Source organism: Pseudomonas sp. NFACC32-1, from assembly GCF_900101215.1.
Lineage (GTDB): Bacteria > Pseudomonadota > Gammaproteobacteria > Pseudomonadales > Pseudomonadaceae > Aquipseudomonas.
The window spans coordinates 24,582-49,161 of record NZ_FMUL01000007.1 but is presented as its reverse complement, the minus strand read 5'-3'; the positions used below and the strand labels follow the sequence as shown (position 1 = coordinate 49,161).

Here is a 24,580-nt window from a genome sequence, read left to right as displayed (position 1 = left end):
GTGGGCCAGGACTATGAGGGCCGTTTCGGAAAGAAGACCGCAATGGCTTGATCCACGGCGATCTCGCTGCGGTAATGGTCGATCAGTTGCCGCTGGTTGAGTTCGTTGGTCGAGTCAGCGGCTTTCCCGAGGTTGACCTGTTCCGGTGTCTTCAAGCGTGCGGACAGGAAAGCGTGAGCCGGTACCCAGTCGGTCGAATAGTGGAAATCGGCGAACCAGAGGGTTTTGTTTTCCTTGAGGTCCTTGATCTCATACCGGTCCAGGTAGCCATAGAACGGTCCCTTGATCCGTTGTCGGCTTTTCTGCTTGCTGATGGAAATCTGATTCCGACTCTTGAGCCATGTGACGCTGCTCATGGTGGGCGGACGTTGCTTGATGACCTTGAGCACGGCTTCGAATCCATCGTCGTAAAGGGCCTTCGCGGCTTTCTTGAGTTCCGCGCGCGTGGATTCGGCAATACGTCGCTCGTCTGCGGGAATATCCACCGTTTCGTTCGAAGTGCTGTCCAGCGCTTTCGTGATCGCGGCGCCGACTTTCTCCATCCGGCTGGCATGGGCGTTCAGGATCACGGCGAGCCCTGCAGGAGAGCGCTCAGGCTCCTGGAGGTTTTCCGCGACCTCGGTCTTGAACGCCGTCAAGCCATTGATCAGGGCCTTGCCCTTGGTCACGCTGGTCTTGAGCGGTGGAACCACCGACGGCATGGCGGCCGGCGGGGAGTCGGCATTGATATGGGGCACCCACTCGCCGTTGTCCTTGCGATGGAACGTGGCGATGATCTTGTCCGAGAACGGGTGCTTGACGTCGACCCAGTCGGTTTCCTCCTTCAGCTTCGTCAAACGCGGCTCACCACTGACCAGGCCCCAGAACCGCGCCCTGATGAATCTTTTTCTCGGCCTCGGACGTGCCTCATACGGTGCCCCCGTGGTCCGTTGGTTGCTGCGTTCGTCGAGGGCCTGGGCCAGGTGACGCAGGGTTCGTTTCTTGAGCAGGCCGACCTGCTTGACCAGTCGACTGAGCTCCACCAGGCGAACGCTGTCCTTGTATTCACTGGCGATGTATTCAAGGTGTTCCTCGATGGCGGAGAACTGTTCCGTCAGGCTGCCGTAGGCGTCGATCTGCTCGTCGAGGCGAATCACGCTGCGTTCCTCGATGGCGTCATGCAGGCTCTGGAAAGCGACCGTGACGTTATCCACGACCTGATTGAGGTCCGCCCAGCCTTCGGGCATGGTGCCGACGCTTTCGAGCGACAGGCAAAGATGCCGGTACATGTCCAACTGGATCAGCCGGATGGCGTCACTCCTGTAGGCCGGCATCTTTGCACGGTGCTGGCGCAGGAATTCGAAGCCTTCGCGTCCCAGCTTCTTGAGCCTGGCGAAGCGGGTCTCCATGTAGTCCAGGCGTTCGATCATGTCGTCGCCGACCCTGATCATGGTGTCGGCGGCATCGATATGCTCCTGCTCCAGGATTTCTACACCGGAGGTGGTCATGTCCATGGCCTTCCTCAGGGCCGGGGTGAATCGCTCGTTCAACGCGTCTATCTCCTCGAACGTGAAATTGATCTGCGCATTGAGGTAACCCAGCCTGGCCTGGGGGGCGTCGGGCCTTGATTGGAACACCGGCCATTCGGTCAATATTCGCAAGGCTTCGTCGTAGCTCTCACGTTGTGTCTTCAAGGTGCTGAGGTACACGTCGCGCTTGGTTTCCTTGGCGGCGCCCGATGCCTTGTTCATTTCTTCGGCATTCATGGTCAGCAGCTTCTGGTTCTGCGGTTTGCTGTTTTCGATCCGGTTCAGCTCTGCAAGCAGTTGCGTGCTGAGGCGTTTTGCCTCGGCGATGACCGCCTGCCTGGCGTCTTTCGAACCGATGCCACGCAAACGCAGACGGGTATCGACATGCCATCTTCCATGGGTGTCGCCCATCAAGGCAGGACCGATGCGTGCGGGATTGGCCTCATCGACGATGAAGACCTGTTCCCCCTCCACCGCCACCTTGAACCAGGTATGCGCCACCTGTGCGTACCAGTCCTCGCCCTTTGGGTAGAGCCCTTTGAATGCGCCCTGGGTTTCGGGTTGCTCCAGCCTGTCGGGTTTGTCGATACGGAAGGTTTCCAGGAGCTTCACACCTTGCCCCGACTTGCTGATCAAGGCACCGCTGGAATGAATGACGGCGTAGTGTTCGGGCAACAGCTCGGTACCCTTGAGCGGTGGGCGCTTTTCGATGACCAGCTCGGTTTTTTTCAGGTCTTCCAGCTCGACCACCACCTCCGGCGCCGTCGATCGGCGGCTGCGTTTGCCTTCCCTGGCGCGGGCGATGGCGAACGCGGTGATGGCCATTGCCATGTTCAGCAGCAGGTCGACGAAGGCTTCCCATGTGGCCTGGCTGTTGAACGTTTCGTCGTTCTGCGTCAGCGACTCCACGTCGTCCAGGATCTGCCAGAACCAGGCCGCGGTGCCTACGGCTGAGCCCAGGTAGGGCAGCGCCAGGTTGAAGATCAACCAGCCGGCCTGCTTGAAGGTCTGCCAGCGATGCTCACTGTTGGAAATCGATTGGCGATCGGCCAGTTCCACCAGGGCGTCGGCATTGGCCTTGAACAACTGCGGCAGGAAGTCGGCTCCGAGCGTCTCTTCACTCAAGCTGATGGGGGCGCTGTTGGCCCAGGCCGAAAAAGGATCGGTCACGAAATCGATAATGGTCCAGGGGGAGGGCAGAGGGCCTGAAAACACGTATCGGCTGTAGTTTTCACGCACGCCGTCGGCTAGCCAGGCCAGTACCGACTGGCGCAAGGAAGGGGTTTGCTTGATGGCATAGATCAGGTTGCTGAACGATGGATACTGGCACAGCTGCGGTTCGAGCAGCGGCCGGTACAGCAGGCAGGGGCCGGCACCCGGGTTCTGGGGGCCGATCACGAACATGTTGGTCACGACGTCCTTCGAGTGCCTCTGTTCGGACACGAACGCCAGTTTGCGGATCACGATGGTCTGCCCGTCGATCTTGCGATCGGCCGGCTCGGGCTCCATCAGGGCGCATATATAGCGATAGCCCCGTTCATCGATGTAGCAGGCTCCGCGGATCTTGCTTTCGAGCGCCAGCATGGGTAGCTGGACGCGCAGCTGGGAGGTATACAGATTCTGGCGACGACTTGACTCCTGCGGGTCGTCCAGCAGCTTGCGCTTGACCAGTTCGGGGTAGACACGACCGATATCGATCTTGCCGATGACCTTTTCCAGGTAGTCGATCGTCATCCAGCCAGGCAGGGCGGTACCGTCGATCGATCGAACCGTTCTATCCCCCGGAGGCAGCGCGATGAGGTTTTGCAAGGCCAGTTCAACCAGGCTGAACCGAGCGGTTTCGAATTTCCCCGGCACGATGAAGGTACCCCAGGCAACCAGGCTGCGGATCTGGACCTGGATTTTCTCCAGGTCGAGGCTCTCGGCATCGGCGTGTTCCGATTGCATCTGTTGCTTCAGGGCCGCCAACGTGTAGCGCTTGATAGAAGGGATCTCGTCCAGGTAAGTCTTGCCGGCATGAGAACTGCTCAGCGCCGAGAGGCTTTTCATGTGTTGGGCAAACAGCATCTGGTCCGATACCGATGCTGTCTTCAACCAGTCAGGTATCTGCTTCTGGAACCAGTCTTCGGTCGGGTCGTTATCCGTGTCCAGCTCATCGGAAGCGTTCTGCTCGTTCTCGCTGGGTATGAACCTCTGCATGAAGCCCGGGGAGCCGATGATCTCCACTTGCATGGCAATCAACCCGCAAGCCTTGTGATCGAAGATATTGCCGCTGGGTTCGTAGAGCCGCCACTGGATCTTCTTGCGTACCCCGGTCCCCAGGTGAGTGGGCAGGGATTGGCCGAGGGCGTGTTGGGAGTCGAACTTCTCATAGCCGTTGCGCAGCGAGTAGGTGAGGATGACTTCCTGGCCGTCGATTTTGCCGATCAGCACCACGACCGAGTTCTCGTTGACGCGGGACACCTTGTCGCCGTTGACTTCATCGATATCGATCAGATACGCATGGGTGTCGAAGCGGTCATGCTCCTTGCGATCCTGTAGATCGGGATAAAGGTACAGCAGCCTGGCCATGGTGCATTCGGTCGCGGTCCAGCCCTTGACCTGCCTGACGTCCCAGAGCTTGCGCAGCGTGCGGGACAGCTCATGCCAGCGCGGACCGGAGGCGCCGAGGGAGGCGTTCCAGTACAGCAGTTGCTGCTCCTGGCTGGCGGACAACATGGTCGGCACCAGCTCGTTGATCATGTTGCCGATCTGCCCGATGCGCACCGGAAGATGCACCTCGGGCGTGGTCAGCGGCAGTTGGGTCAGATAGTGCAGGCCGTCCACCAGCAAGGTGGAATCGCTCTCGCCCACCCGCTCGGCCACCATGCTGCTCAAGGTTTCGTAGCGTGTGGGGCGCTCGACGATTTCGCCATCGACAATGTCCCAGTCCGGCTCCCCGACGACGGTGTTGTGCGGGTCGAGGTCCAGCGCCGGATAGAGTCGCTTGAGGGCTGTGCGCAAGAGTACGGCGGCCACTTCCGGTGAGGTCGGACCGGCCAGCAATTGATTGAGTACGGCATCCCTGAGGCTGGCTTCGGGCGTGGATTGCCCGGTGGTTCTTAAGGTTCTTGCCATTTGAGTCTCCCTGTCTCGCGGTACATGCAATCCTCGAAGCCAGATGCTTCGGGGATTGCATGCTAGGAGCGGGCAGGACAGGGAGGGTGGTAACTATGTATATGCCGGGTACAAGGTGCCGGGCTATTGGCCGGACTTGATCCGTGTCCAGGTTCGCGTCCGTGCTCGCTCGGCATCCCTGGGCAAGGGTTGCAGGGTGTAGAGCGTAGCCATCGCCGTCTCGGTCGGGTACAGGTTGGGGTTGCTGCGGATCGCGGGATCGACCTTGTCCGTGGCGTCCTTGTTCGGGTTCGGATACCCGACGAAATCGCTGATCGGGGCGATCACCTGGGGTTGCAGCAAGTAGTTGATGAAGGTGTAGGCGTCGCCCGGGTTCTTGGCGTCCTTGGGAATGGCGAGCATGTCGAACCAGATCGGCGCGCCTTCCTTGGGCAGGCGCATGTCCACCGTCACACCATTCTTGGCTTCCTTGGCCCGGTTGGCCGCCTGGGAGAAGCTGCCGGAATAGCCCACCGCCACGCAGATATCGCCGTTGGCGATGTCTGCCATGTACTTGGACGAGTGGAAATAGGTGATGTAGGGGCGGATCTTCAGCATCAGCGCTTCGGCCTTGGCATAGTCCGCCGGCTTCTTGCTGTTGGGGTCCAGGCCCAGGTGCTGAAGGGCCAGGGGCAGGATCTCCGACGGCGAATCCAGCAGCGCCACGCCGCACTGCTTGAGCTTGCTGATGTTCTCTTCCTTGAAGATCAGGTCCCAGCTGTCCACCGGCGCATTGTCGCCCAGGGCGGCCTTGACCTTGTCCGGGTTGAAGCCGATCAGGATGGTGCCGTACATGTAGGGCACGGCGAATTTGTTGCCCGGGTCGTTGGCTTCGATCAACTTCATCAGCTTGGGATCGAGGTGGTTCCAGTTGGGCAGTTTGCTGCGGTCCAGGGGTTGGAAGACGCCGGCTTCGATCTGCTTGGCCAGGAACACATTGGACGGCACCACCACGTCGTAGCCGGAATTGCCGGTGAGCAACTTGGCTTCCAGGGCTTCGTTGGTATCGAAGATGTCGTAGACCAGCTTGATCTGGCTGTTCTGCGCCTTGAAGTCGTCCAGGGCCTTGGGCGTGATGTAATCGAACCAGTTATAGACCCGCAGGGTTCGTTCCTCGGCCTGGGCCGTTGTGCAAAGCAGCGCGGCGCACAGGGCCGGGGCCATTAGACGCTTGAGTCTTTTCATGCTTGTGTTCCTCATTGGGCGCTTTGGAAACCTTCGAGTACGTTCACGGCATTGATGCCGATCTCAGCCACCGCATAGCCGCCTTCCATCACGAACAGGGTCGGCTTGCCGAGCGCGGCGATACGTTTGCCCATCGCCAGGTAATCCGGGCTGTCGAGCTTGAACTGGGAAATCGGGTCGTCCTTGAAAGTGTCCACGCCCAGGGACACGACGATGACATCCGCGTCGTAGCGCCGGGTTTCGTCGCACGCCTGCTCCAGGGCCGCGCTCCAGGTGTCCCAGCCCGAACCGGCTGGTAGAGGGTAGTTGAAATTGAAACCTTTCCCGGCGCCTTCGCCGCGTTCATCCGCGTACCCCAGGAAGAACGGAAACTCGGCCTCCGGGTGGCCGTGGATCGAGGCGAACAACACGTCGCTGCGCTCATAGAAAATCGACTGGGTGCCATTACCGTGGTGGTAATCCACATCGAGGATCGCAACCTTCTCGTGACCTTGGTCGAGGAACGCCTGGGCGGCGATGGCGGCGTTGTTGAGGTAGCAATAGCCGCCCATCAAATCGCTGGCGGCGTGGTGCCCCGGCGGGCGGCACAGAGCAAAGGCACTGCGGGCGCCGCGCTGGATTTCAGCCTGGGCGGTGAGGGCCACCTGGGCGGCGCTGTAGGCCGCTTGCCAGGTGCCGGCGGTGATCGGCGCACCGCCGTCGAAGCTGTAATAGCCCAGCTGGCCATGCAGGCTGCGGGGGATGACAGTGCGCAGGGTCCGGGCCGGCCAGGTGTAGGGCAGCAAATCGCCTTCGCGGTTGTACTCGACCCAGCGATCCCAGGCCCCGCGGAAAAACTCCAGGTAGGCCGCGGTGTGGATGCGCTGGATCGGTGCGAGGCCAAAATCCGTTGGCGCCTCCACCGGGCCCAATGCCCGGGCCTTGACCCGTTCCAGCACATGATCGGCCCGGGAGGGCATTTCGAAGCAAGGCATCAGTTGCCCGTCCATCAACTCGCAGCGGCCATGGTGCAAGTGGTGATCATCCGAGTAGATCGTCAGCATTTGTTGTTCTCCGCAAAAGGGCTGATCGGTTGACCACAGTCTTGCGGCGGGCGGCGTTTCAGAGAACGGCAGGAGAGGCCAAAAGGGGATCGAAATGGCCAAAAGGTTTGACCGTAAATCGCCCCTTGATGGCGCAGTTGTGCGCGGGGTTGGGGCATGAGTGATGCTCCGATGGTTGTCCGCAACGTGGCGAGGGAGCTTGCTCCCGTTGGACGCTCCAAATGCCTTGAGCGAAACCGCCTCAAAAAGTCTGGCGCATGCTTTCAGCCCCGCCGCATCGACCGGTTTGAGACGCTAGCGCCGTCGAGCGGGAGCAAGCTCCCTCGCCACAGGTGGATGGTGTCGCGGTTAGCGTGGGTCGACGTTATCCAGCGCTCGGTTCGCCAGCAATGAACTCAGTTCGATCAATTGCTGAATACCAAGAACGAAGTGGCGTTTTGAGCCTTCCAGTTCGAAAGCCAGGTCGCTGATCATCGCATCAGCCGAAGCCAGGGTCTCGCTGAGGTTGACAAGCAGGCATTCGCTGTCGATGTCCTGTATGACGGTGAAGAGCTGGCCCGGCTGGGAGCTGGCCTCGCGATTCTCCGGCTTTGGCAGCAGGTAGAAATCCAAGGCGCGCTTGGCGGCTTCGTCCTGCTTCTTGTTTTTCGGTTTACTGGAAGGCGAGGGGCGGGCTGTTTCAGGAGGATTGGGGGTGACCTTGAACATGTGGTGCTCCTTTCGTCTGAGGAACCATCACCGTCTGCCGCCAAGCAGATTGAGGTGACGGATTACACAAGGTTGGCGGACCGGAACGAAAGGAACCCGGCATCCCCGAAGGGATCCTTGCGCAACCCGCCATAACACAGGAGTGCCAATGCCAGAAGCATCGCAATCATATTGAGGGGCGTTGCACCTTTCGTCTAACGGGCCGCCAAGCCCGACCACTGATGGGCAGTGGCAGGGAAACGATAGAGACCGGGGGCAAGGCGCACAAGCGGGCGGATTCTGGCGTAGTTGTGGGCAATGGCGCAAGGATTCGTAGCTTGGTGGACGCGTTGGTGGAGGGCGAATAAACAAGGCTCCGGATTGCCCCGGGATTCGTGGCGAGGGAGCTTGCTTCCGCTCTGCGGCGCAGCCGTCGTAAATCGGCCGGTGCGGTATCTGCGCACAAATGCGTCAGTCTGTTTTGGGGTGACTGCGTACCCAACGGGGATAAGTCCCCTCGCCACAGGGGGATGTTGTACATGAAGGCGATGTAGGGGGATCAGGGCCTGAACTGACTCGGCGCCACGCCGCTCCAGCGCACGAAGGCGTGACGGAAGCTGGCTGTTTCGCTGAAGCCCAGTCGTTCGGCGATACGGTAGATGGGCAAGCGATCCTCGCAAAGCATCTGCTTGGCCCGTTCGAAGCGCAGTTCGTCCAGCAGTTCCTGGTAGCTGCAGCCGCAGTCCTTGAGGTGCCGGCGCAGGGTGCGTGCCGAGCAGTTCATCTGTTCGGCCAGGCGTTCCAGGCCTGGGGCGGCGTCCAGCTGGACGGCGAGCAACTGGCGGATCCGCCCCAGCCAGGCCTGGCGTCCGGTGAATTCGGTGTTCTGCTTGCGGCAGCGTTCGACCATGGCGTTGTGGGTGATGGGGTCGGCCAGGGGCAGGGGGCGGTCCAACCAATGACGGTCGAAGGCAAAGGCGTTGACGGTGGCGTCGAAACGCACCGGGCAGTCGAAGTAGGCCACGTAGCGTGCCCGGTACTCCGGTGCAGGATGTTCGAAGCGCGCTGCATGCAGCGGCAATGCGCGGCCAAGCAGGTCATTGCAGATGACCTTCAGCGAGACCATGCAGAATTCGGCATTGAATGCCGCCAGGGCGGGATTCTCCCGGTAATCGCTGGCGCTGAGCCAGATGTGCTCGCCATCGTCCTCCAGGGCCAGGTCGAACAGTGTTCCCAAAAGAGCCGGATAGCGCAGTGCCAACCGCAAGGCGTCACCTAAGGTGGCACTGGTGAGCAAGGCATAGCCGAGCATGCCGTAGGACGAAACATGCATGCGCAAGCCCAGGTCCAGGCCGATGTCGCGCTTGAGGGCCACGGCGTTGGCGCAGACCTGCATTTCCTGGTTGGTGGTGATGCGCGTGTCGGCCCGGTTCAGGTCGGCCGCACTGATGCCGCTGCCGGCCAGCAACGCTTCACTCGGCAGGCCTTCGTGCTTGAAGGCATCAAGCACCAGGGAGACGGCGTTGAGAGTAGTGAGGTGGGAATGAAGCATGTTCGTTTCCAGCCTTGGGGAGGCTGGATATCGAGCAAGTTGTATGCCGGGAAAAACGATAACCCGATACCGCACAACGCCTCAACGGGCTGCTTACGCTCGCAGGTAACGGTCGCGGTTCGCTTCTTTAGGCGCGCTGAAGACTTCCACTCATTGCCTGCCAATGGAAAAAAGCCATGTCGACTTCAAGCCCCACTCCTTCGATGACAAGCTCGCCATGCCCCCTGCGAATCGATGATGAGATCACCTCATGGGCCCTGAACGTGCACCTGCTGTTCGCGTCACGCCCGTCGCTGACGGACGTCGCACGGACGACGCTGCAAGCGCTCCTCGATGAACGTTACCCAACGTTGGCGCCAGCCGCCGCAACCGCCGTGATCCTTGAACCTCAATGGCGCATGGACGGCGGGCAACCGCACAAGGTCGGGTACAACACCCATGGATTGGCCGACCTGTTGCTCGAGCGCTGCAGGGGCGTGGGGGCAAGGACGTTCAGCCAGGGCAGCTTTCTTGCGAAATTCCCTGGCGCAGAGACGCCCCAGGGCGAAAAGGTCCCCTTGGATGAACTCCAGCAAATGCTCGAAGAAGGGGCCTCCACGCTGCTTGAGGGCTATCAACAGCACCTGGTGGATTTCTGGAGCACGGACGCTCCCAGTGTCTGGCGACAACTGTCCGATCTGTTCAAGACGCAGTTGCAACAGGCCGCTTCGGCGCTCGTAGGCGAGGAACTCGCCACCGTCCAGGCCGTCCTCGACTACCCGGAGCCGGCTCGGCGACAACGAGCCCTGGGGCAGGGCACCACCCGAGCCTGCGTCACGTTTGTCTACGAGGGCGACAGCAACGTTCCTCATCCGGGGGATGTGCTGGTGCTGGCCATGTCGCGCCGTCTGGGTGAGCGAGAAATCGCTTTGCTCTACACATTGACGGGCGGGATCGAGGTGTTCGGCTCGGTGGCGGCAATGGAAGCGTCCTGGTTCGGTGCGCGCCGGGCGGACGATTCGAAGCTGAGAAACTACACCCCCGAGCAGGACATCTTCGACGCCTTGACCCTCTGCCTCCTGGAGCGTCAGTTGCAACTGCTCGCCAGGATCAAACCCTCGGCTTATCCCGACACGGCCAGTCTTGAACGCGAAGTGGCGCTGGTTTCCGGTCCCGGCACGCTGCTGGGGGCCTTTCGCTCGGGGCATGAGGCCAGGCTGTCGAAACTGCAGCAGGTGCTTCCATCCTGGCTGAGGAATGCACCGTTGGCGGATCGCGGCGCCTACGGTCGTTTGTTGTCATCGCTGGCGGCGCAGCATCGAAGGTCTGTGTCATTCATGGCGGGTATTTCGAACATCCTTGAGTTCGCTGACCAGGCCTTGAAGGAAAAGATGCTGGAGGATGACCCTTCGCGCACGGATATCTCGGTGAACGAAATTGAAGTGACGTTATCCCGGTCGAGCAATTCCCCGTTCGAGATCATCGATCCGCCGTTTCCTCCCCCTCGCAGTGCGACTCAAACCCGGACTTTCCCCGAGATGGCGATCCGAAATCTCGAAGCTTTTCCCTGGAGCCCATCGAAGATCACTTACCGAGGGGGCGAACCACCCGCCTGGATGACCTATGAATATCTGCGGGACCTGACCTCGCGAGCCGACATCGGCCAGCACTATCCCGAACTGCTGCAGCGCAAGTTACTGAACGATCCCCTGGATGTGGCCCGCAGGCAGCAACGTTTCGCTGATCGCCTCGCCATCCTGCTGCCATTGCAGGCATTGGAACTGAAGATCAAAAAGAACCTTACCGATATGGCTTATCGCTTTGTCGTGGCGGTGTTGCGGCCGACTCTGTCGGCCGGTTTCGCTGCCGGGTATGAACCGGTCATCAGGCCCCTGGCTTTCCTGACCGATGCCCAGGCAACGCCCAATGTGGTCGCCGACATGTTTGTGATCGGCCCCGAGGATGCCAGCCTGGGCCCTCATGTGCTTTACAGGCCTGCTTCGTCAACGCCCCTGATGGAATTTGCCTCGCGAGCCGCTCTTTTCGATGCCATCAAGCAGGCCGGAGCGTTACAGGACAGCGTACTTGCCGGGCTTGAACCTTCTGCCCGTCGGGTCTATGCCAATGGTGGTTTCCAGGAGCCGCACATCGGCCGGGTGCTGCTTTCGGATGCCACCGCTCCCCGGTCTCCGGAACCTGCATTGCTCGGCCGCGAGCCGTTACAAGGCGATATCGTCGGTGCGTTGTACAAAGCCTGTGCCCGGGCCTTGATCGAACAGGCCAAACGGGCTTCGGTGTCCGACTCGCAGACGCGCTGGGACAGGTTCATGCAGTTTGGCTGGGTAGCGTTCAACCTGTTGCTGCCGCTGCTGGATGGTCCGGTAATGATGATCGGTTTGCTGGCCCAGCTCACGGAGCAGCTTGATGAGTTCATTGACAGCGAGGGGGTGCAAGACAGCGCGGAAGCCTTGGCCGCGGCGTTGATGGGCCTGGCGTTGGTGCTGGTACAGGGAGGGGCGCGCCTGGGAGCGATCAGCCGACTGGAGTCGCGGGCGAGGATCGAGCATGAGGCTCCGGTTGCCTTGCCTGGCAATGCGATCATCAAAGAGCCGGCGTTAGCTGCGTCCGCTAGCCCTTACGGGGCGAAAGCGCGGCTGGTCTATGGCTGGTCGAGCCCTCGTACCCATTTTTCCGCCCCTGAGCTGGCCCGCCTCGATACTTTCCAACTGGCGTCTCCTTCTACGTCGCAAGGCCTGGTGGTTTCGGGTGAATACCAGGGGCTCTATCAACGGGGCAGCCTGTGGTTTGCCCAGGTCGAAGGCAGATGGTATCGAGTGTCACGCCGGCTTGAGGGGGTGGTGATCATCGACGCCGCCCATCCGGCGCGGACCGGTCCCTGGCTTGAACATGACGGGCAGGGTCGCTGGCGCCTGGGACTCCGCCCGCGATTGCTCGGTGGTGCGGGTGGGCTGAGTATCCGTGCCGCAAAGAAACTCAAGAGCCTGGAGAAGAAAGGGCGCGATCTGCTGGGCACACTTGATCAACAAATGTCTGACGTCGGTTGGTTGTCCAGAAGTGAGCGTCCGCCTATCGACGTAGAGGATCTCATCGTAGGCAAGGCAACCGGGTTCGACCGCTGTGCCGAGGAGATCGAGCAGTTGACGCAAGCGCTGGGTGACCAGGCTCCGCGAATGTTGATCGAGGAGCTGAGGGCCGGTGCCAGGCGTCTGCGGGAGTTGGGGCGAACCACCCGCATCATGATGACCAAGGCGAAGCTGCCCAACGTTGGCGCGGTGGAGTACTTGCTACAGGAACAGGAGATCAGCATCCGCAAGGCCGGTGGCCGGGTGGATATTTCAGACAATAAAGGTAACGACTTCCTGCAGGTCTACGAGATTCGCGAGAGGCGCAACAACCGCGTGCTGTGGTTCGCTCACTTCCATTATCTGAAACAGGATGCAGCGGCGGATGCCTTTACCAAGGCTCACCTGAAGACATTCGAGCAGGGCGGGCGGGGGCTTGAGTTCCAGAAAGCCCAGCAGAAGGCCGGCCAGGCGGTTGAGCGGATCTGGCGTGCCGACATTGGCAGCGCCGCCGCCAAGGCGTTGTTCCTCTCGGTGTAGCGGTGTGAGGCGCGAGGAGACTCGCGCCTCAGCGGTTTGCAGGGCTCAGCTCAGCTCACCGCATAGGTCCAGCTCAACCAGCCGGCGGACATCCTCCACGGCCAGCCCGGCGCCTATCAACGCTTGCAGCTTGCCGAACGCCGCCTCGCGGGTCATGCCGCCACCGGACAGCACCCCAACGCCTCGCAAGCGGCTGCCGGCTTCGTACACGTCCAGTTCCACGCCGCCTTCATGGCATTGAGTCACCGCCACCACTACCACGCCGCTGTCCCGTGCCCGCTCCAGGCTGGCGAGGAAGGCCGGGTTGTCGCTTGGCCCGGTGCCGCTACCGTAGCACTCCAATACCAAACCCTGGATACCACTGCCGAGCAGGCCATCGAGGATCTCGGCGCTGATGCCGGGAAACAGAGGCAATGCCGCGATATTGGCCAGTTGTCTTGGCTGCTGGTAATTCAGCTCGGCCGGCAGGGACGTGGCTTTCGCTGCGCCGCCCTGGCGCTCCAGGCGCTTGAACGGATGGCGACCGAAACTGCGCACTTTCGCGCACCGGGTCGGTGCCAGCAGCTCCCCGTGGAAGTACAGGTGCACGCCCGGGGCCAGGCCCTGGCCGAGGGCGACCAGCGCGCCGCTGAGGTTCTCCCAGGCGTCGCTGTCGGTCACGCCGGCGGGCAGCATGGAACCGGTGAAACATACCCGGGCATGCAGGCCCAGCAGTTGGAAACTCATCGCCGCCGCGCTGTAGGCCAGGGTATCGGTGCCGTGCAGGATCAGCACGCTGTCGCAACCCTGTACATCCACGGCATCGACCACCGCTTCGCGCAGTTGCTGCCAGTAGGCCGGGGTCATGTTGGCGCTATCGATCAGAGGCGACATCTCCCGGAAGCGCCACTGCGGGATCACGAGTTCGGGTTGGCTGTGCAGGTAATCGCGCATGCGCGCTTCGAAGCCGGAAGCCGGGGCCAGGCCCTGGGCGCTGGCCTGCATGCCGATGGTGCCGCCGGTATAGAGCACCATGACGTGCTGGGCGGCAGGGTAGGTCGAGCAATTCATGGTTGTTCTCCGAGGACGAAAGCGGCAGCTTCGTCGAGCTGCCCCAACATAAGGTCGAGCATGACGCCGACCTTACGCTGTGTCACGCCGGGCGCAGGGGATGCGCCCGGTTTTTTGCAACAAGCCTGCCGATCAGCGTTGCGCTGCGGTCGCGCCGGTCACTGCTTCAGGCTGGGGAGCCGAAGACGGGTTGGCTGGCCAGGCCTTGCGGTCCAGATCCAGGTCCGGGAACCTGGCGGAGTCGAAGACCGGTACCTTGATGCCGCAAGAGCGCTGGTCGTCGTAGTCGCGCAGGATGCGCATGCCGACCTTGAACAGCATGAACAGCGCGATCAGGTTCACGAACGCCAGCAGAGTCATGGTGATGTCGGCGAAGGCAAACACGGTGCTGAGGTTTTCGATGGCACCCCAGAAGATCAGCACCAGGACCAGCGCGCGATAGCCGATCAAGGCCTTGCGGTTTTCACCCACCATGAAGCGCAGGTTGTTCTCGCCCAGATAGTAGTTGTAGAGAATCGAGGTGAAGACGAACAGCGCCAGGGCCACGGAAATGAACATCCGGCCCCAGTCGCCCACGACGGCAGCCAGGGAGTTCTGGGTCAGGGCAATGCCGTCGCCTTCGAAGCCAGGGGTGTAGAAGCCCGACAGCAGGATCAGCAGCGCGGTGCAGGTGCAGATCACGAAGGTGTCCAGGAAAACACTGAACGCCTGGACCACGCCCTGGGCGACCGGGTGCTCGACCGAGGCGACAGCGGCCACGTTAGGCGCACTGCCCAGGCCCGCTTCGTTGGCGAAGACGCCACGCTTGACGCCCATGACGATGGCGCTGCCGATCAGGCCGCCGAAAGCCTGGTCCAGGCCGAAGGCGCTTTTGACGATGGTCACGAGCATGGCCGGTACATGGTCGAACTGCAGCACGATCACGTAGATGGTCACGGCGATGTAGGCCAGGGTCTTCACAGGCACCAGCAGGTCGGCGACCTTGGCGATACGCTTGATCCCGCCGATGAACACCAGGCCCAGCAGCACCGCCAGGCCCAGGCCGGTGTAGGTGGTGTCGAGACCGAAGGCGTTGTTCAGCGAGTGGGTCACGGCGTGGGCTTGCAGGCCGTTGAAGGCAAAGCCGAAGGTGACCAGCAGCAGGAACGCCATGATCATGCCCAGCCAGCGTTTCTGCAGGCCGTGCTGGATGTAGTAGGACGGGCCGCCACGGTACTGGCCTTCGGAGTCGCAGCGCTTGTAGAGCTGGCCGAGGGAGCATTCGAAGAAGCTGCTGGACATGCCGACCAGCGCGGTCACCCACATCCAGAACACCGCGCCGGGGCCGCCGAGAGTCACGGCGATGCCGACACCGGCGATGTTGCCCGCGCCGACACGACCGGCGAGGCTGAGCATCAGGGCCTGGAAGGAACTGAGCTGGTCGGTGCTGCTCTTGAGGCTGTCACGGAACACCGAGAACATGTGGAAGAAATGACGGAACTGGACGAAACGCGAGCGGATCGTGAAGTAGCCGCCGAGCCCGACGATGAGCACGATCAGCACTTTCCCTGAGAGGAAGTCGTTGATGACTTCAAGCATGAGTATTCCTCGCTGTTTTTTGTTTAAGCAAATGCTGGCCATTTGGAAACATCACGTTACATCCGTCGGCGCACGGCTTGACAGGTGAGGCGAGGTTTCGTCCCGGTCCAATTCGCGGGTTGTTATTAGTTCGGGTTTCGCATGTTTAAGGTCTCGCTACCGACGACCACTCATGCGAAGAGGGGCGGCACTATACCTATCAGTGCCTTGCCCGTCTGCACGGTTGTGGTGCAAGCGACGAAACGTCGTGCCGCAATCGGTACGAATCGCAGCCTTCGACAGCCCATCAAAGGAGCTGTCGAAGGCTGAGATCTGTCCCGATGTTGTCAATTTCGGCATAAGCCCTCCCTGGCGATGGCAAAAAAAGGGCTTGGGGAAAAAATTCCCCAAGCCCTCAAAAGGTGAGAGGTGTCTAGTCCCTCGACCTGGTGAGCAATGCTCTCTGTCACGCCTTGAGCGGGACCAGACGCGGAGCGATCATGTTTTCCGGGCGCAGGATGTCGTCGAGCATGGCGTCGTCGAGCAGACCTTCTTCGCGCACCAGTTCCAGCACGCCGCGTCCGCTTTCCAGCGCGACGCGGGCAATGCGAGTGGCGTTTTCATAGCCGATGTACGGGTTCAGCGCGGTGACCAGGCCGATCGAGTGCTCGACCAGTTCACGGCAGCGCGCTTCGTTGGCGGTGATGCCGACGATGCAGTGTTCGCGCAGCATGTCCATGGCCCGTTGCAGCAGGCGGATCGAGTCGAAGATCTTGAAGGCGATCAGCGGCTCCATCACGTTCAGTTGCAGCTGGCCGCCTTCGGCCGCCATGGTCAGGGCCAGGTCGTTGCCGATGATCTGGAATGCCACCTGGTTGACCGCTTCCGGGATCACCGGGTTGACCTTGCCGGGCATGATCGAACTGCCTGGCTGACGGGCCGGCAGGTTGATTTCGTTGATGCCGGTGCGCGGGCCGCTGGACAGCAGGCGCAGGTCGTTGCAGATTTTCGACAGCTTGACCGCGGTGCGCTTGAGCATGCCGGAGAACAGCACGAAGGCCCCCATGTCGGACGTGGCTTCGATCAGGTCGGCGGCGGGCACCAGCGGCTGGCCGCTGATAGTGGCCAGGCGCTGCACGGCCAGGGCCTGGTAGCGCGGGTCGGCGTTGATGCCGGTGCCGATGGCGGTGCCACCCAGGTTCACTTCGGTGAGCAGTTCGGGCGCCAGGGTTTTCAGACGCGCCAAGTCTTCGCCCAGGGTCGTGGCGAAGGCGCGGAATTCCTGGCCGAGGGTCATCGGCACGGCGTCTTGCAGCTGGGTGCGGCCCATTTTCAGGACGTGGCTGAACTCTTCGCCCTTGGCGGCGAATGCCTGGATCAGGCTTTCGAGGCTGGCCAGCAACGCATCGTGGCCCAGCAGCAGACCCAGGCGGATCGCGGTCGGGTAGGCGTCGTTGGTGGACTGCGCCATGTTCACGTCGTTGTTGGGGTGCAGGTATTGGTACTCGCCTTTCTGGTGACCCATGGCCTCCAGCGCGATGTTGGCGATGACTTCGTTGGCATTCATGTTGGTCGACGTGCCGGCGCCGCCCTGGATCATGTCCACCACGAATTCTTCGTGGAAATCGCCGCGGATCAGACGGGCACAGGCTTCGCTGATGGCTGCATGCTTGGCTTCGCTGAGCTGGCCCAGCTCGCGGTTGGCATCGGCGGCGGCCTGCTTGACCATTGCCAGACCGACCACCAGCTTGGGGTAATGCGAGATCGGAACGCCCGAGAGGCGGAAGTTGTTCACCGCTCGCAGGGTCTGGATGCCGTAATACGCTTGCGCTGGTACTTCGAGTACGCCAAGCAGATCTTTTTCTGTGCGGAATGATGCAGCGGAAGACATGATGGAAAATCATCTCGATAAGGACCCGGACTGTGCCGGAACGCTGTGGATCCTAGGCCTTCAGGAAAATAAGGGCCAATGCTGTTAAACACTGCCCTATGCATATTCGGCATAATGCACATGTGACGCCGGGCGAACGGCGAACGTGTGACCTGTTTTGGTGCGTGTGTCGTGCATGCGTTGGGCATGTGCAGGGAGAACGTGATGAATCTTGAAAGCAAATGGCTCGAGGACTTCAGTGCCCTGGCCGCCACTCGCAGTTTCTCCCAGGCGGCCGAGCGCCGCTTCGTGACGCAACCGGCTTTCAGCCGACGCATCCGCAGCCTTGAGGCGGCGCTGGGGCTGACGCTGGTCAACCGCTCCCGCACGCCGGTGGAACTGACGGCGGCGGGGCAGTTGTTCCTGGTGACGGCACGCACCGTGGTGGAGCAACTGGGCGAGGTGCTGCGTCACCTGCATCACCTGGAGGGTGGACAGGGCGAGGTGATACAGGTGGCGGCCGCGCATTCCCTGGCCCTGGGCTTTTTCCCACGCTGGATCGCCCAACTGCGCAATGAAGGCATGAACATCGCCACCCGGCTGGTGGCCACCAACGTGGGCGATGCCGTCCATGCCCTGCGCGAAGGCGGCTGCGATTTGATGCTGGCCTTCTATGACCCGGATTCGGCCATGCAGATGGATCCGGAGATCTTCCCGTCACTGCACCTGGGCCAGACCGAAATGCTGCCGGTATGCGCCGCCGATGCCGATGGCAGGCCGCTGTTCGATCTCGAAGGCGAGGCCAGCGTGCCGTTGCTGGCCTACAGCGCCGGGGCGTTCCTCGGACGCTCGGTGAACCAGTTGCTGCGCCAGCGGGCGCTGCGTTTCACCACGGTCTACGAAACGGCCATGGCCGACAGCCTCAAGAGCATGGCCCTGGAAGGCCTGGGCATCGCCTGGGTGCCGCAACTGAGCGTGCGCGCCGAGCTGGCCCGAGGTGAACTGGTGATCTGCGGCGGTACCCAATGGCATGTACCGCTGGAGATCCGCCTGTATCGCTGCGCCCTGGTGCGCAAGGCCAATGTACGACTGCTCTGGCGCAAGCTCGAGGGGGGCGTGGCCCAGGGTGCCATCGGATCCTGAAAACAACACGCAACCCCTTGTGGGAGCGAGCTTGCTCGCAATGGCGTTGGCTCTGCAGCATTGATGGCGACTGACACACCGCTATCGCGATCAAGCTCGCTCCCACAGGGATGCGGGCTGTTCCCTCGCTGACCTGCGAGTCAATAAAGCCGCCGCTTCAGCCCAAATGACAGATGGTCGGCGAAGGTGCGTTTAACGCACCGTTTTCGGTATACTGCCCGGCCTTCGGTCGGTTCGCCCGGCCATAATTCGTACAACAAGCCACGCTGGTTTCCCGCGTGGCTTGTTGTTTTTTGACGCGCCCGCGGGCGCCCAGAGAGAAGAGGCACGACGATGAGTGCACTGGTTGGCGTGATCATGGGCTCCAAGTCCGATTGGTCCACCCTTAGCCACACCGCCGATATGCTGGAAAAGCTCGGCATCCCCTATGAGGTGAAAGTGGTTTCCGCCCACCGCACCCCGGATCTGCTGTTCCAGTACGCCGAAGAGGCCGAGGCGCGTGGCATCGAGGTGATCATCGCCGGTGCCGGTGGCGCGGCCCACCTGCCGGGCATGTGTGCGGCCAAGACGCACCTGCCGGTGCTGGGCGTGCCGGTACAGTCGTCGATGCTCTCGGGAGTCGATTCGCTGCTGTCCATCGTGCAGATGCCGGCCGGCATTCCGGTCGCGACCCTGGCCATCGGCAAGGCTGGCGCGATCAACGCGGCCCTGCTCTCGGCGAGCATCCTGGGCGCCAAGCACCCACAATTTCATACCGTATTGAAGAAATTCCGCGCTGAACAGACAGACAGCGTCCTGGACAATCCGGACCCACGCATTGCCTGAGGTGGTTGACGAATGAAGATCGGTGTAATCGGTGGCGGCCAGTTGGGCCGCATGTTGGCCCTGGCGGGTACGCCGCTGGGGATGAACTTCGCTTTCCTGGACCCGGCCCCGGACGCTTGTGCCAGTGCCCTGGGCGAGCATCTGCGGGCTGACTACGGCGACCAGGACCACCTTCGCCAACTGGCCGATGAAGTCGATCTGGTGACCTTCGAATTCGAAAGCGTCCCGGCCGAGACCGTTGCCTTCCTGTCCCAGTTCGTTCCGGTCTACCCGAGCGCCGAGGCCTTGCGCATCGCGCGAGACCGCTGGTTCGAAAAGAACATGTTCAAGGACCTGGGCATTCCCACCCCGGCCTTCGCCGACATTCAGTCCCAGGCCGACCTGGACGCCGCCGTCGCGTCCATCGGCCTGCCGGCCGTGCTCAAGACCCGCACCCTGGGCTACGACGGCAAGGGCCAGAAAGTCCTGCGCACGCCCGAAGACGTGGCCGGTACATTCGCCGAGCTGGGCAGCGTGGGCTGCCTGCTGGAAGGCTTCGTACCATTTACCGGGGAAGTCTCGCTGATCGCCGTGCGTGCCCGCGACGGTGAGATCCGTTTCTATCCGCTGGTGCACAACACCCACAAGGACGGCATCCTCAAGCTGTCCGTCGCCAGCACCGACCACCCGCTGCAGGCACTGGCCGAGGACTACTCCAGCCGGGTGCTCAAGCAGCTCGATTACGTCGGCGTGATGGCGTTCGAGTTCTTTGAAGTGGACGGCGGCCTCAAGGCCAACGAGATCGCCCCTCGGGTGCACAACTCCGGGCACTGGACCACCGAGGGCGCCGAGTGCAGCCAGTTCGAAAACCACCTCAGGGCGGTGGCCGGGCTGCCCCTGGGTTCGACCGCCAAGGTCGGCGAAAGCGCGATGCTCAACTTCATCGGCAAGGTGCCGGACACCGAGAAAGTCCTGGCAATCGCCGACTGCCATCTGCATCACTACGGCAAGGCGTTCAAGGCCGGACGCAAGGTCGGCCACGCCAACCTGCGGTGTGCCGATCGGGCCACGCTGGCCCAGCAGATCATCAAGGTCGAGACGCTGATCGCCGAGCATTGATCCGCAACATTTTGGAACCATTCGTCGGCAGGATTCTCTCATGGCAAGGTGCCAAAGCCTGACTAGGCTTTGGCATGAGTCCTACTCAAGAGGAAATGCCATGGGAATCATCGGAACCATCTTTATCGGCTTGATCGTTGGCCTGCTGGCGCGCTTCCTGAAACCGGGTGATGACAGCATGGGCTGGATCATGACCATTCTGCTCGGTATTGGCGGTTCGTTGGCAGCCACCTATGGCGGCCAGGCCCTGGGCATCTACCAGGCGGGCGAAGGTGCCGGCTTCATCGGTGCCCTGGTGGGCGCGGTCGTATTGCTGGTGATCTACGGCCTGATCAAAAGAAACTGAATCAAATGCGTCAAGGCCCTCTCTACGGCGCGTAGAGAGGGCTAGAATGCCCGGCGTCCTACCTTTCACTCTTTGCCGAGCCCTTTCATGCGCCGTCTAGTGTTGACCCTTCTTTTGCTGGGCAGTGCCTTGGCCCATGCAGCCGAACTGCCGGAAACCGACTGGCTCGAGCTGATGCCCAAGTCGGACCAGAAAGCCCTCGAGGCCATGCCCGAGATCGACCACAACTCCCCGGAAGCCGATGGCACCTTCACTCAGAAAGGCGGCCTGAAACAGAGCAAGGGCTTGCCGGCGGTGATGTATTCGACCAAGACCGTGGCGTCGATGAACGACAAGCACATCCGCATCGGCGGTTATCCGGTACCCTTGGAAACCGATGCCAAGGGTCACAGCACGCTGTTTTTCCTGGTGCCATACCCTGGCGCCTGCATCCACGTTCCGCCACCGCCGCCCAACCAGTTGGTACTGGTGCGTTACCCCAAGGGCCTGAAGCTGGATGACATCTACACCCCGTTATGGGTGACCGGCACGCTGAAGATCGAAAAGGTCGACAACGACCTGGCGAGCGCGGCGTATGCGCTGGACGCGGAGAAGGTGAGGGTAGTGCAGGACGCGGATCTGTAACCGACTGCTCGGCTGACCCAAAACCATGCGGGAGCGAGCAGGCTCGCTCCCACTGTGGTTTTTGTGGCGTGGCTTAGAGCGGCTTGCTGCAGATGCTCACGCCAAGGGTATGGCTGGCCTCTGGCAGCAAGGTCACCACATCGTCCATCACATTCGCCGTTTCGATGCACAGCATGCGCTGCCAGCCATCGTCGGCCATGTCGCTGAAGGCCTTGGCGCGTTCGGTCCAGGGGTTCCAGATCACCGCCGAACGCGAACCGCTGCTGGTCAGTTCGATCCGTCGTGCCCAGTGCGGGTCCACGATGCTCAGCGTCGGCGGGGTATCGAGATAGATGCGATCCGTCTCGCCGGAAAAATGCAGGTCACCGGCCTGGGTCGCTGTGTTCCAGTCGTCCAGGGTCTCGATGTAACTCAGGCCATCGACCCCTTGGACATGCACGTTGCGGACATCGCTGACGGCGAAATAGCTGTGCAGCGCCTGGCTGAGGCTGACGGTCTCGCTGCCACGGTTATGGCTGGTGAGGCTGATGTGCAACTGCGTGTCCATCACGATGGCCAGCGTCAGGTCCACCTGATGGGGCCAGCCCGACAGGCCATTCTCAGGATAAGGCAGCACGAACTCCACCTTCAGGCTGTCGCCTTCGGCTTCGATGCCCTTCAATGTCCAGTCCATAGCCCGCACCAGGCCGTGGGCGGTGGCTGGCTCGTTGCTCACGCGCATGGCTTGTACGCTGTCGGGGTTGCGGGTGAGGTTGCCGAACCATGGCCAGCACACCGGTACACCGGCGCGGATGCTCTTGCCGGTCTTGAAGGTGGCCTGGTCGTTGAGCCAGATCAGCGGCGGCTGGCCGTCCACTTGATAGCTGAGGATATGCGCGCCTTGCTGGGCCACCAGCAACTCGGCCTGGCCGTGGCGAATGCGCCATCCATTGAGTTCATCCAGTTTGACGGCTTCGACATTGGGCGTAGGCATGCTGCAAATCTCGCTCGGGAACAGGAACTGCAATGGACCGCAAAACGGTCGCCGTGTTTAACGGGCGCGGGGCGGAACCGAACGGGTGCGACCGCTGCCATCGATGGCGACGAACACGAACACGGCCTCGGTGACCTTGCGCCATTCACTGGACAGCGGATCGTCGCTCCAGACCTCGACCATCATCTGGATCGAGCTGCGACCGATTTCCAGGGTCTGGGTGTAGAACGACAGTTGTGCACCCACCGCTACCGGCACCAGGAACGCCATGCGATCGATCGCCACGGTCGCCACGCGCCCGCCGGCTACCCGGCTGGCCATTGCCGTGCCAGCCAGGTCCATCTGGGACACCAGCCAGCCGCCGAAAATATCGCCAAAGCCGTTGGTGTCACGGGGAAGTGCGGTGATCTGCAGGGCCAGGTCGCCTTGCGGGATTGGATCTTCTTGCTCGAGCTCTATCATGCCGAAGGGGCCTCTGACCCGTAACTCTGTCTTGTACTTCAGGTGAATAGCCGTCTTTGTAAAAAACGATTCAGCCCGAACATGCTGCGTTCGTCACGTTTTTCGTAAAGGCGTGCCAAAGGGATACTCTGCGAAACCGGCTGGTTTTTCATTGCGCCCACCAACGACGTTTTCGCACAGCAACCCCTTACAGAGTGTCGCAAGCTTGCGAGTATATCGGGCGATAGACGTCGAGACGACCACTAGTGCCCTCATTCCCCAATAAGGTTCTTCTTTGATGGCGTCCCTCGCCGTCATGCTGCATTGCCGCTTCTCAAGGCGCCCGTTTGCGCAACTGGACACCCGGCTCCGATTTTCGATGCCCAAGGGCACGTCTCCATGTGCTTTTTCGAACAATTTGCTATCGTGCCAAACCTTGCCCCAACCCGTATCGGTGGGTTGCGGAAACGACTATAAGAGAAGCCCCTCCCATGACCACTGCGCCTTCGAGCACGGCAACACCCGCGCAACCCGCCCGTCCGCTGACCCGCAATGATTACAAGACCCTGTCGCTATCGGCCCTGGGCGGCGCGCTGGAGTTCTACGATTTCATCATTTTCGTGTTCTTCGCCACCGTGGTCGGGAAATTGTTCTTTCCCGCCGAAATGCCCGAGTGGCTGCGCCTGATGCAGACGTTCGGCATTTTTGCCGCCGGTTACCTGGCCCGTCCGCTGGGCGGGATCATCATGGCTCACTTCGGCGACCTGCTGGGACGCAAGAAGATGTTCACCTTGAGCATCTTCATGATGGCGGTGCCTACCCTGATCATGGGTCTGTTACCCACTTATGCGCAGATCGGCATGTGGGCGCCGATCCTGCTGTTGCTTATGCGGGTGATCCAAGGGGCGGCCATCGGTGGCGAAGTGCCGGGGGCTTGGGTATTCGTTTCCGAACACGTTCCGGCGCGCCACATCGGTTATGCCTGCGGCACCCTCACTTCCGGCCTGACGGCGGGGATCCTGCTGGGGTCGCTGGTGGCCACCGCCATCAACAGCCTTTATACGCCCGTGGAAGTGGCGGAGTTCGCCTGGCGGATTCCGTTCCTGCTGGGCGGCGTGTTCGGTCTTTTCTCGGTGTACCTGCGCCAGTGGCTGCACGAGACTCCGGTATTCGCGGAGCTGCAGCTGCGCAAGGCATTGGCCGAAGAAGTGCCGTTGCGCGCAGTGCTGCGTGACCATCGAGGCGCCATCATCGTTTCCATGCTGCTGACCTGGTTGTTGTCCGCCGCCATCGTGGTGCTGATCCTGATGACCCCGACGGTCCTGCAGACGGTCTATCACTTCCAGCCGACCACCGCCCTGCAGTCCAACAGCCTGGCGATCGTGATGCTGAGCATCGGCTGCATCCTGGCCGGTGTGCTGGCCGACCGCTTCGGCGCGGGACGTGTCTTCGTGTTCGGCTGCGCCGCATTGCTGGCCAGTAGCTGGACCTTCTACCACAACCTGGCCGAGCATCCGCAGTGGCTGTTCCCGATGTATGCCCTCACCGGTCTTCTGGTGGGCACCATCGGCGCGGTTCCCTATGTCATGGTCAAGGCCTTTCCGCCGGTGGTGCGCTTCAGCGGCCTGTCGTTCTCCTACAACGTTGCCTACGCGATTTTCGGCGGCCTGACGCCAATGATCGTCAGCCTGCTGCTCAAGGAAAGCCCGATGGGACCGGCCTATTACGTGGCGGTGCTGTGTGGCGTCGGGATGGTGGTAGGGGCCTATCTCTGGAAAAAAGGGCGCTAGACCGGTTCTGTGGCGAGGAGATAAATCCCCTTGCCACGACATCTTGTAAAACTCGATGCTGGCCTTTCATCCAATTGTCATATTTCAGCCATAGAGTGTTCACACGGCTTACAGATACTTGGCCGACTTA

17 protein-coding genes are annotated in these 24,580 nt (G+C 61.5%); 7 read left to right on the top strand and 10 right to left on the bottom strand.

Going from position 1 to position 24,580, the window contains the following annotated elements; genetic code table 11:
• Positions 1-11: 11 nt before the first annotated feature.
• From BLP99_RS13020 to BLP99_RS13000, 5 genes are all read right to left on the bottom strand, one after another.
• Complete coding sequence (locus BLP99_RS13020) at positions 12-4,625, bottom strand: dermonecrotic toxin domain-containing protein (RefSeq protein ID WP_092180470.1); 4,614 nt, start codon at positions 4,623-4,625, stop codon at positions 12-14.
• Between the two features lie 123 nt (positions 4,626-4,748).
• Complete coding sequence (locus BLP99_RS13015) at positions 4,749-5,849, bottom strand: polyamine ABC transporter substrate-binding protein (protein ID WP_072397285.1); 1,101 nt, start codon at positions 5,847-5,849, stop codon at positions 4,749-4,751.
• An 11-nt stretch (positions 5,850-5,860) separates the two neighbouring features.
• Positions 5,861-6,892, bottom strand: coding sequence for a histone deacetylase family protein (locus BLP99_RS13010; protein WP_072431363.1), 1,032 nt, complete (start codon positions 6,890-6,892; stop codon positions 5,861-5,863).
• 348 nt (positions 6,893-7,240) lie between these two features.
• Positions 7,241-7,600 (bottom strand): DUF6124 family protein, encoded by a 360-nt coding sequence (locus BLP99_RS13005; RefSeq protein ID WP_072397282.1) that lies wholly within the window; start codon positions 7,598-7,600, stop codon positions 7,241-7,243.
• A 538-nt stretch (positions 7,601-8,138) separates the two neighbouring features.
• Positions 8,139-9,131 (bottom strand): AraC family transcriptional regulator, encoded by a 993-nt coding sequence (locus tag BLP99_RS13000; RefSeq protein ID WP_092180468.1) that lies wholly within the window; start codon positions 9,129-9,131, stop codon positions 8,139-8,141.
• 176 nt (positions 9,132-9,307) lie between these two features.
• Between BLP99_RS13000 and BLP99_RS12995 the strand changes: the two genes are divergently transcribed.
• Positions 9,308-12,733, top strand: coding sequence for a dermonecrotic toxin domain-containing protein (locus BLP99_RS12995; protein WP_143007949.1), 3,426 nt, complete (start codon positions 9,308-9,310; stop codon positions 12,731-12,733).
• A 45-nt stretch (positions 12,734-12,778) separates the two neighbouring features.
• Here BLP99_RS12995 and BLP99_RS12990 read toward each other — a convergent pair whose 3' ends face one another.
• The 3 genes from BLP99_RS12990 to aspA form a co-directional block, all read right to left on the bottom strand.
• The gene (locus tag BLP99_RS12990) at positions 12,779-13,783 is read right to left on the bottom strand and encodes an asparaginase (RefSeq protein ID WP_092180464.1); all 1,005 of its coding nucleotides are present in this window, start codon (positions 13,781-13,783) and stop codon (positions 12,779-12,781) included.
• A gap of 132 nt (positions 13,784-13,915) precedes the next feature.
• On the bottom strand, positions 13,916-15,361 hold the full coding sequence (locus BLP99_RS12985) for an alanine/glycine:cation symporter family protein (protein ID WP_092180462.1): 1,446 nt from the start codon (positions 15,359-15,361) through the stop codon (positions 13,916-13,918).
• 445 nt (positions 15,362-15,806) lie between these two features.
• The gene (aspA, locus tag BLP99_RS12980) at positions 15,807-17,231 is read right to left on the bottom strand and encodes an aspartate ammonia-lyase (RefSeq protein ID WP_072397269.1); all 1,425 of its coding nucleotides are present in this window, start codon (positions 17,229-17,231) and stop codon (positions 15,807-15,809) included.
• 204 nt (positions 17,232-17,435) lie between these two features.
• On the opposite strand from aspA, the gene BLP99_RS12975 reads away from it, so the two are divergent.
• The 5 genes from BLP99_RS12975 to BLP99_RS12955 all read left to right on the top strand — a co-directional run bounded on the left by BLP99_RS12975 (position 17,436) and on the right by BLP99_RS12955 (position 21,246).
• Positions 17,436-18,353, top strand: a complete 918-nt coding sequence (locus BLP99_RS12975; RefSeq protein ID WP_072397267.1) for a LysR substrate-binding domain-containing protein — start codon at positions 17,436-17,438, stop codon at positions 18,351-18,353.
• 333 nt (positions 18,354-18,686) lie between these two features.
• On the top strand, positions 18,687-19,178 hold the full coding sequence (gene purE / locus BLP99_RS12970) for a 5-(carboxyamino)imidazole ribonucleotide mutase (RefSeq protein WP_003196369.1): 492 nt from the start codon (positions 18,687-18,689) through the stop codon (positions 19,176-19,178).
• Positions 19,179-19,190: 12 nt separating this feature from the next.
• On the top strand, positions 19,191-20,276 hold the full coding sequence (locus BLP99_RS12965; RefSeq protein ID WP_072397265.1) for a 5-(carboxyamino)imidazole ribonucleotide synthase: 1,086 nt from the start codon (positions 19,191-19,193) through the stop codon (positions 20,274-20,276).
• A gap of 100 nt (positions 20,277-20,376) precedes the next feature.
• Entirely contained in the window at positions 20,377-20,622 is a 246-nt protein-coding gene (locus tag BLP99_RS12960) for a GlsB/YeaQ/YmgE family stress response membrane protein (protein WP_039593587.1), read from the top strand.
• Positions 20,623-20,709: 87 nt separating this feature from the next.
• The gene (locus BLP99_RS12955; protein ID WP_072459030.1) at positions 20,710-21,246 is read left to right on the top strand and encodes a DUF3299 domain-containing protein; all 537 of its coding nucleotides are present in this window, start codon (positions 20,710-20,712) and stop codon (positions 21,244-21,246) included.
• 73 nt (positions 21,247-21,319) lie between these two features.
• On the opposite strand, the gene BLP99_RS12950 is transcribed toward BLP99_RS12955, so the two are convergent.
• Both BLP99_RS12950 and BLP99_RS12945 read right to left on the bottom strand, forming a co-directional pair.
• Positions 21,320-22,219: a D-hexose-6-phosphate mutarotase gene (locus BLP99_RS12950; RefSeq protein WP_072397582.1), complete on the bottom strand. Its 900-nt coding sequence runs from the start codon at positions 22,217-22,219 to the stop codon at positions 21,320-21,322.
• A 57-nt stretch (positions 22,220-22,276) separates the two neighbouring features.
• Entirely contained in the window at positions 22,277-22,681 is a 405-nt protein-coding gene (locus BLP99_RS12945; RefSeq protein ID WP_024777863.1) for an acyl-CoA thioesterase, read from the bottom strand.
• 470 nt (positions 22,682-23,151) lie between these two features.
• Between BLP99_RS12945 and BLP99_RS12940 the strand changes: the two genes are divergently transcribed.
• Positions 23,152-24,450 carry an MFS transporter gene (locus BLP99_RS12940; protein ID WP_072397261.1) on the top strand — a complete coding sequence of 433 codons (1,299 nt, stop codon included), beginning with the start codon at positions 23,152-23,154 and terminating at the stop codon, positions 24,448-24,450.
• Positions 24,451-24,580 lie beyond the last annotated feature (130 nt).

What these genes read in the sequence shown, in the direction of transcription:
- BLP99_RS12960 (WP_039593587.1), top strand. Translation starts at nt 20,377, where the DNA reads ATGGGAATCATCGGAACCATCTTTATCGGCTTGATCGTTGGCCTGCTG.
- BLP99_RS12940 (WP_072397261.1), top strand. Translation starts at nt 23,152, where the DNA reads ATGACCACTGCGCCTTCGAGCACGGCAACACCCGCGCAACCCGCCCGT.
- BLP99_RS12995 (WP_143007949.1), top strand. Translation starts at nt 9,308, where the DNA reads ATGTCGACTTCAAGCCCCACTCCTTCGATGACAAGCTCGCCATGCCCC.
- aspA (WP_072397269.1), bottom strand. Translation starts at nt 17,231, where the DNA reads ATGTCTTCCGCTGCATCATTCCGCACAGAAAAAGATCTGCTTGGCGTA.
- BLP99_RS12990 (WP_092180464.1), bottom strand. Translation starts at nt 13,783, where the DNA reads ATGAATTGCTCGACCTACCCTGCCGCCCAGCACGTCATGGTGCTCTAT.
- BLP99_RS13010 (WP_072431363.1), bottom strand. Translation starts at nt 6,892, where the DNA reads ATGCTGACGATCTACTCGGATGATCACCACTTGCACCATGGCCGCTGC.
- BLP99_RS13015 (WP_072397285.1), bottom strand. Translation starts at nt 5,849, where the DNA reads ATGAAAAGACTCAAGCGTCTAATGGCCCCGGCCCTGTGCGCCGCGCTG.
- BLP99_RS13020 (WP_092180470.1), bottom strand. Translation starts at nt 4,625, where the DNA reads ATGGCAAGAACCTTAAGAACCACCGGGCAATCCACGCCCGAAGCCAGC.
- BLP99_RS12945 (WP_024777863.1), bottom strand. Translation starts at nt 22,681, where the DNA reads ATGATAGAGCTCGAGCAAGAAGATCCAATCCCGCAAGGCGACCTGGCC.
- purE (WP_003196369.1), top strand. Translation starts at nt 18,687, where the DNA reads ATGAGTGCACTGGTTGGCGTGATCATGGGCTCCAAGTCCGATTGGTCC.
- BLP99_RS13000 (WP_092180468.1), bottom strand. Translation starts at nt 9,131, where the DNA reads ATGCTTCATTCCCACCTCACTACTCTCAACGCCGTCTCCCTGGTGCTT.
- BLP99_RS12950 (WP_072397582.1), bottom strand. Translation starts at nt 22,219, where the DNA reads ATGCCTACGCCCAATGTCGAAGCCGTCAAACTGGATGAACTCAATGGA.
- BLP99_RS12965 (WP_072397265.1), top strand. Translation starts at nt 19,191, where the DNA reads ATGAAGATCGGTGTAATCGGTGGCGGCCAGTTGGGCCGCATGTTGGCC.
- BLP99_RS12955 (WP_072459030.1), top strand. Translation starts at nt 20,710, where the DNA reads ATGCGCCGTCTAGTGTTGACCCTTCTTTTGCTGGGCAGTGCCTTGGCC.
- BLP99_RS12975 (WP_072397267.1), top strand. Translation starts at nt 17,436, where the DNA reads ATGAATCTTGAAAGCAAATGGCTCGAGGACTTCAGTGCCCTGGCCGCC.
- BLP99_RS12985 (WP_092180462.1), bottom strand. Translation starts at nt 15,361, where the DNA reads ATGCTTGAAGTCATCAACGACTTCCTCTCAGGGAAAGTGCTGATCGTG.
- BLP99_RS13005 (WP_072397282.1), bottom strand. Translation starts at nt 7,600, where the DNA reads ATGTTCAAGGTCACCCCCAATCCTCCTGAAACAGCCCGCCCCTCGCCT.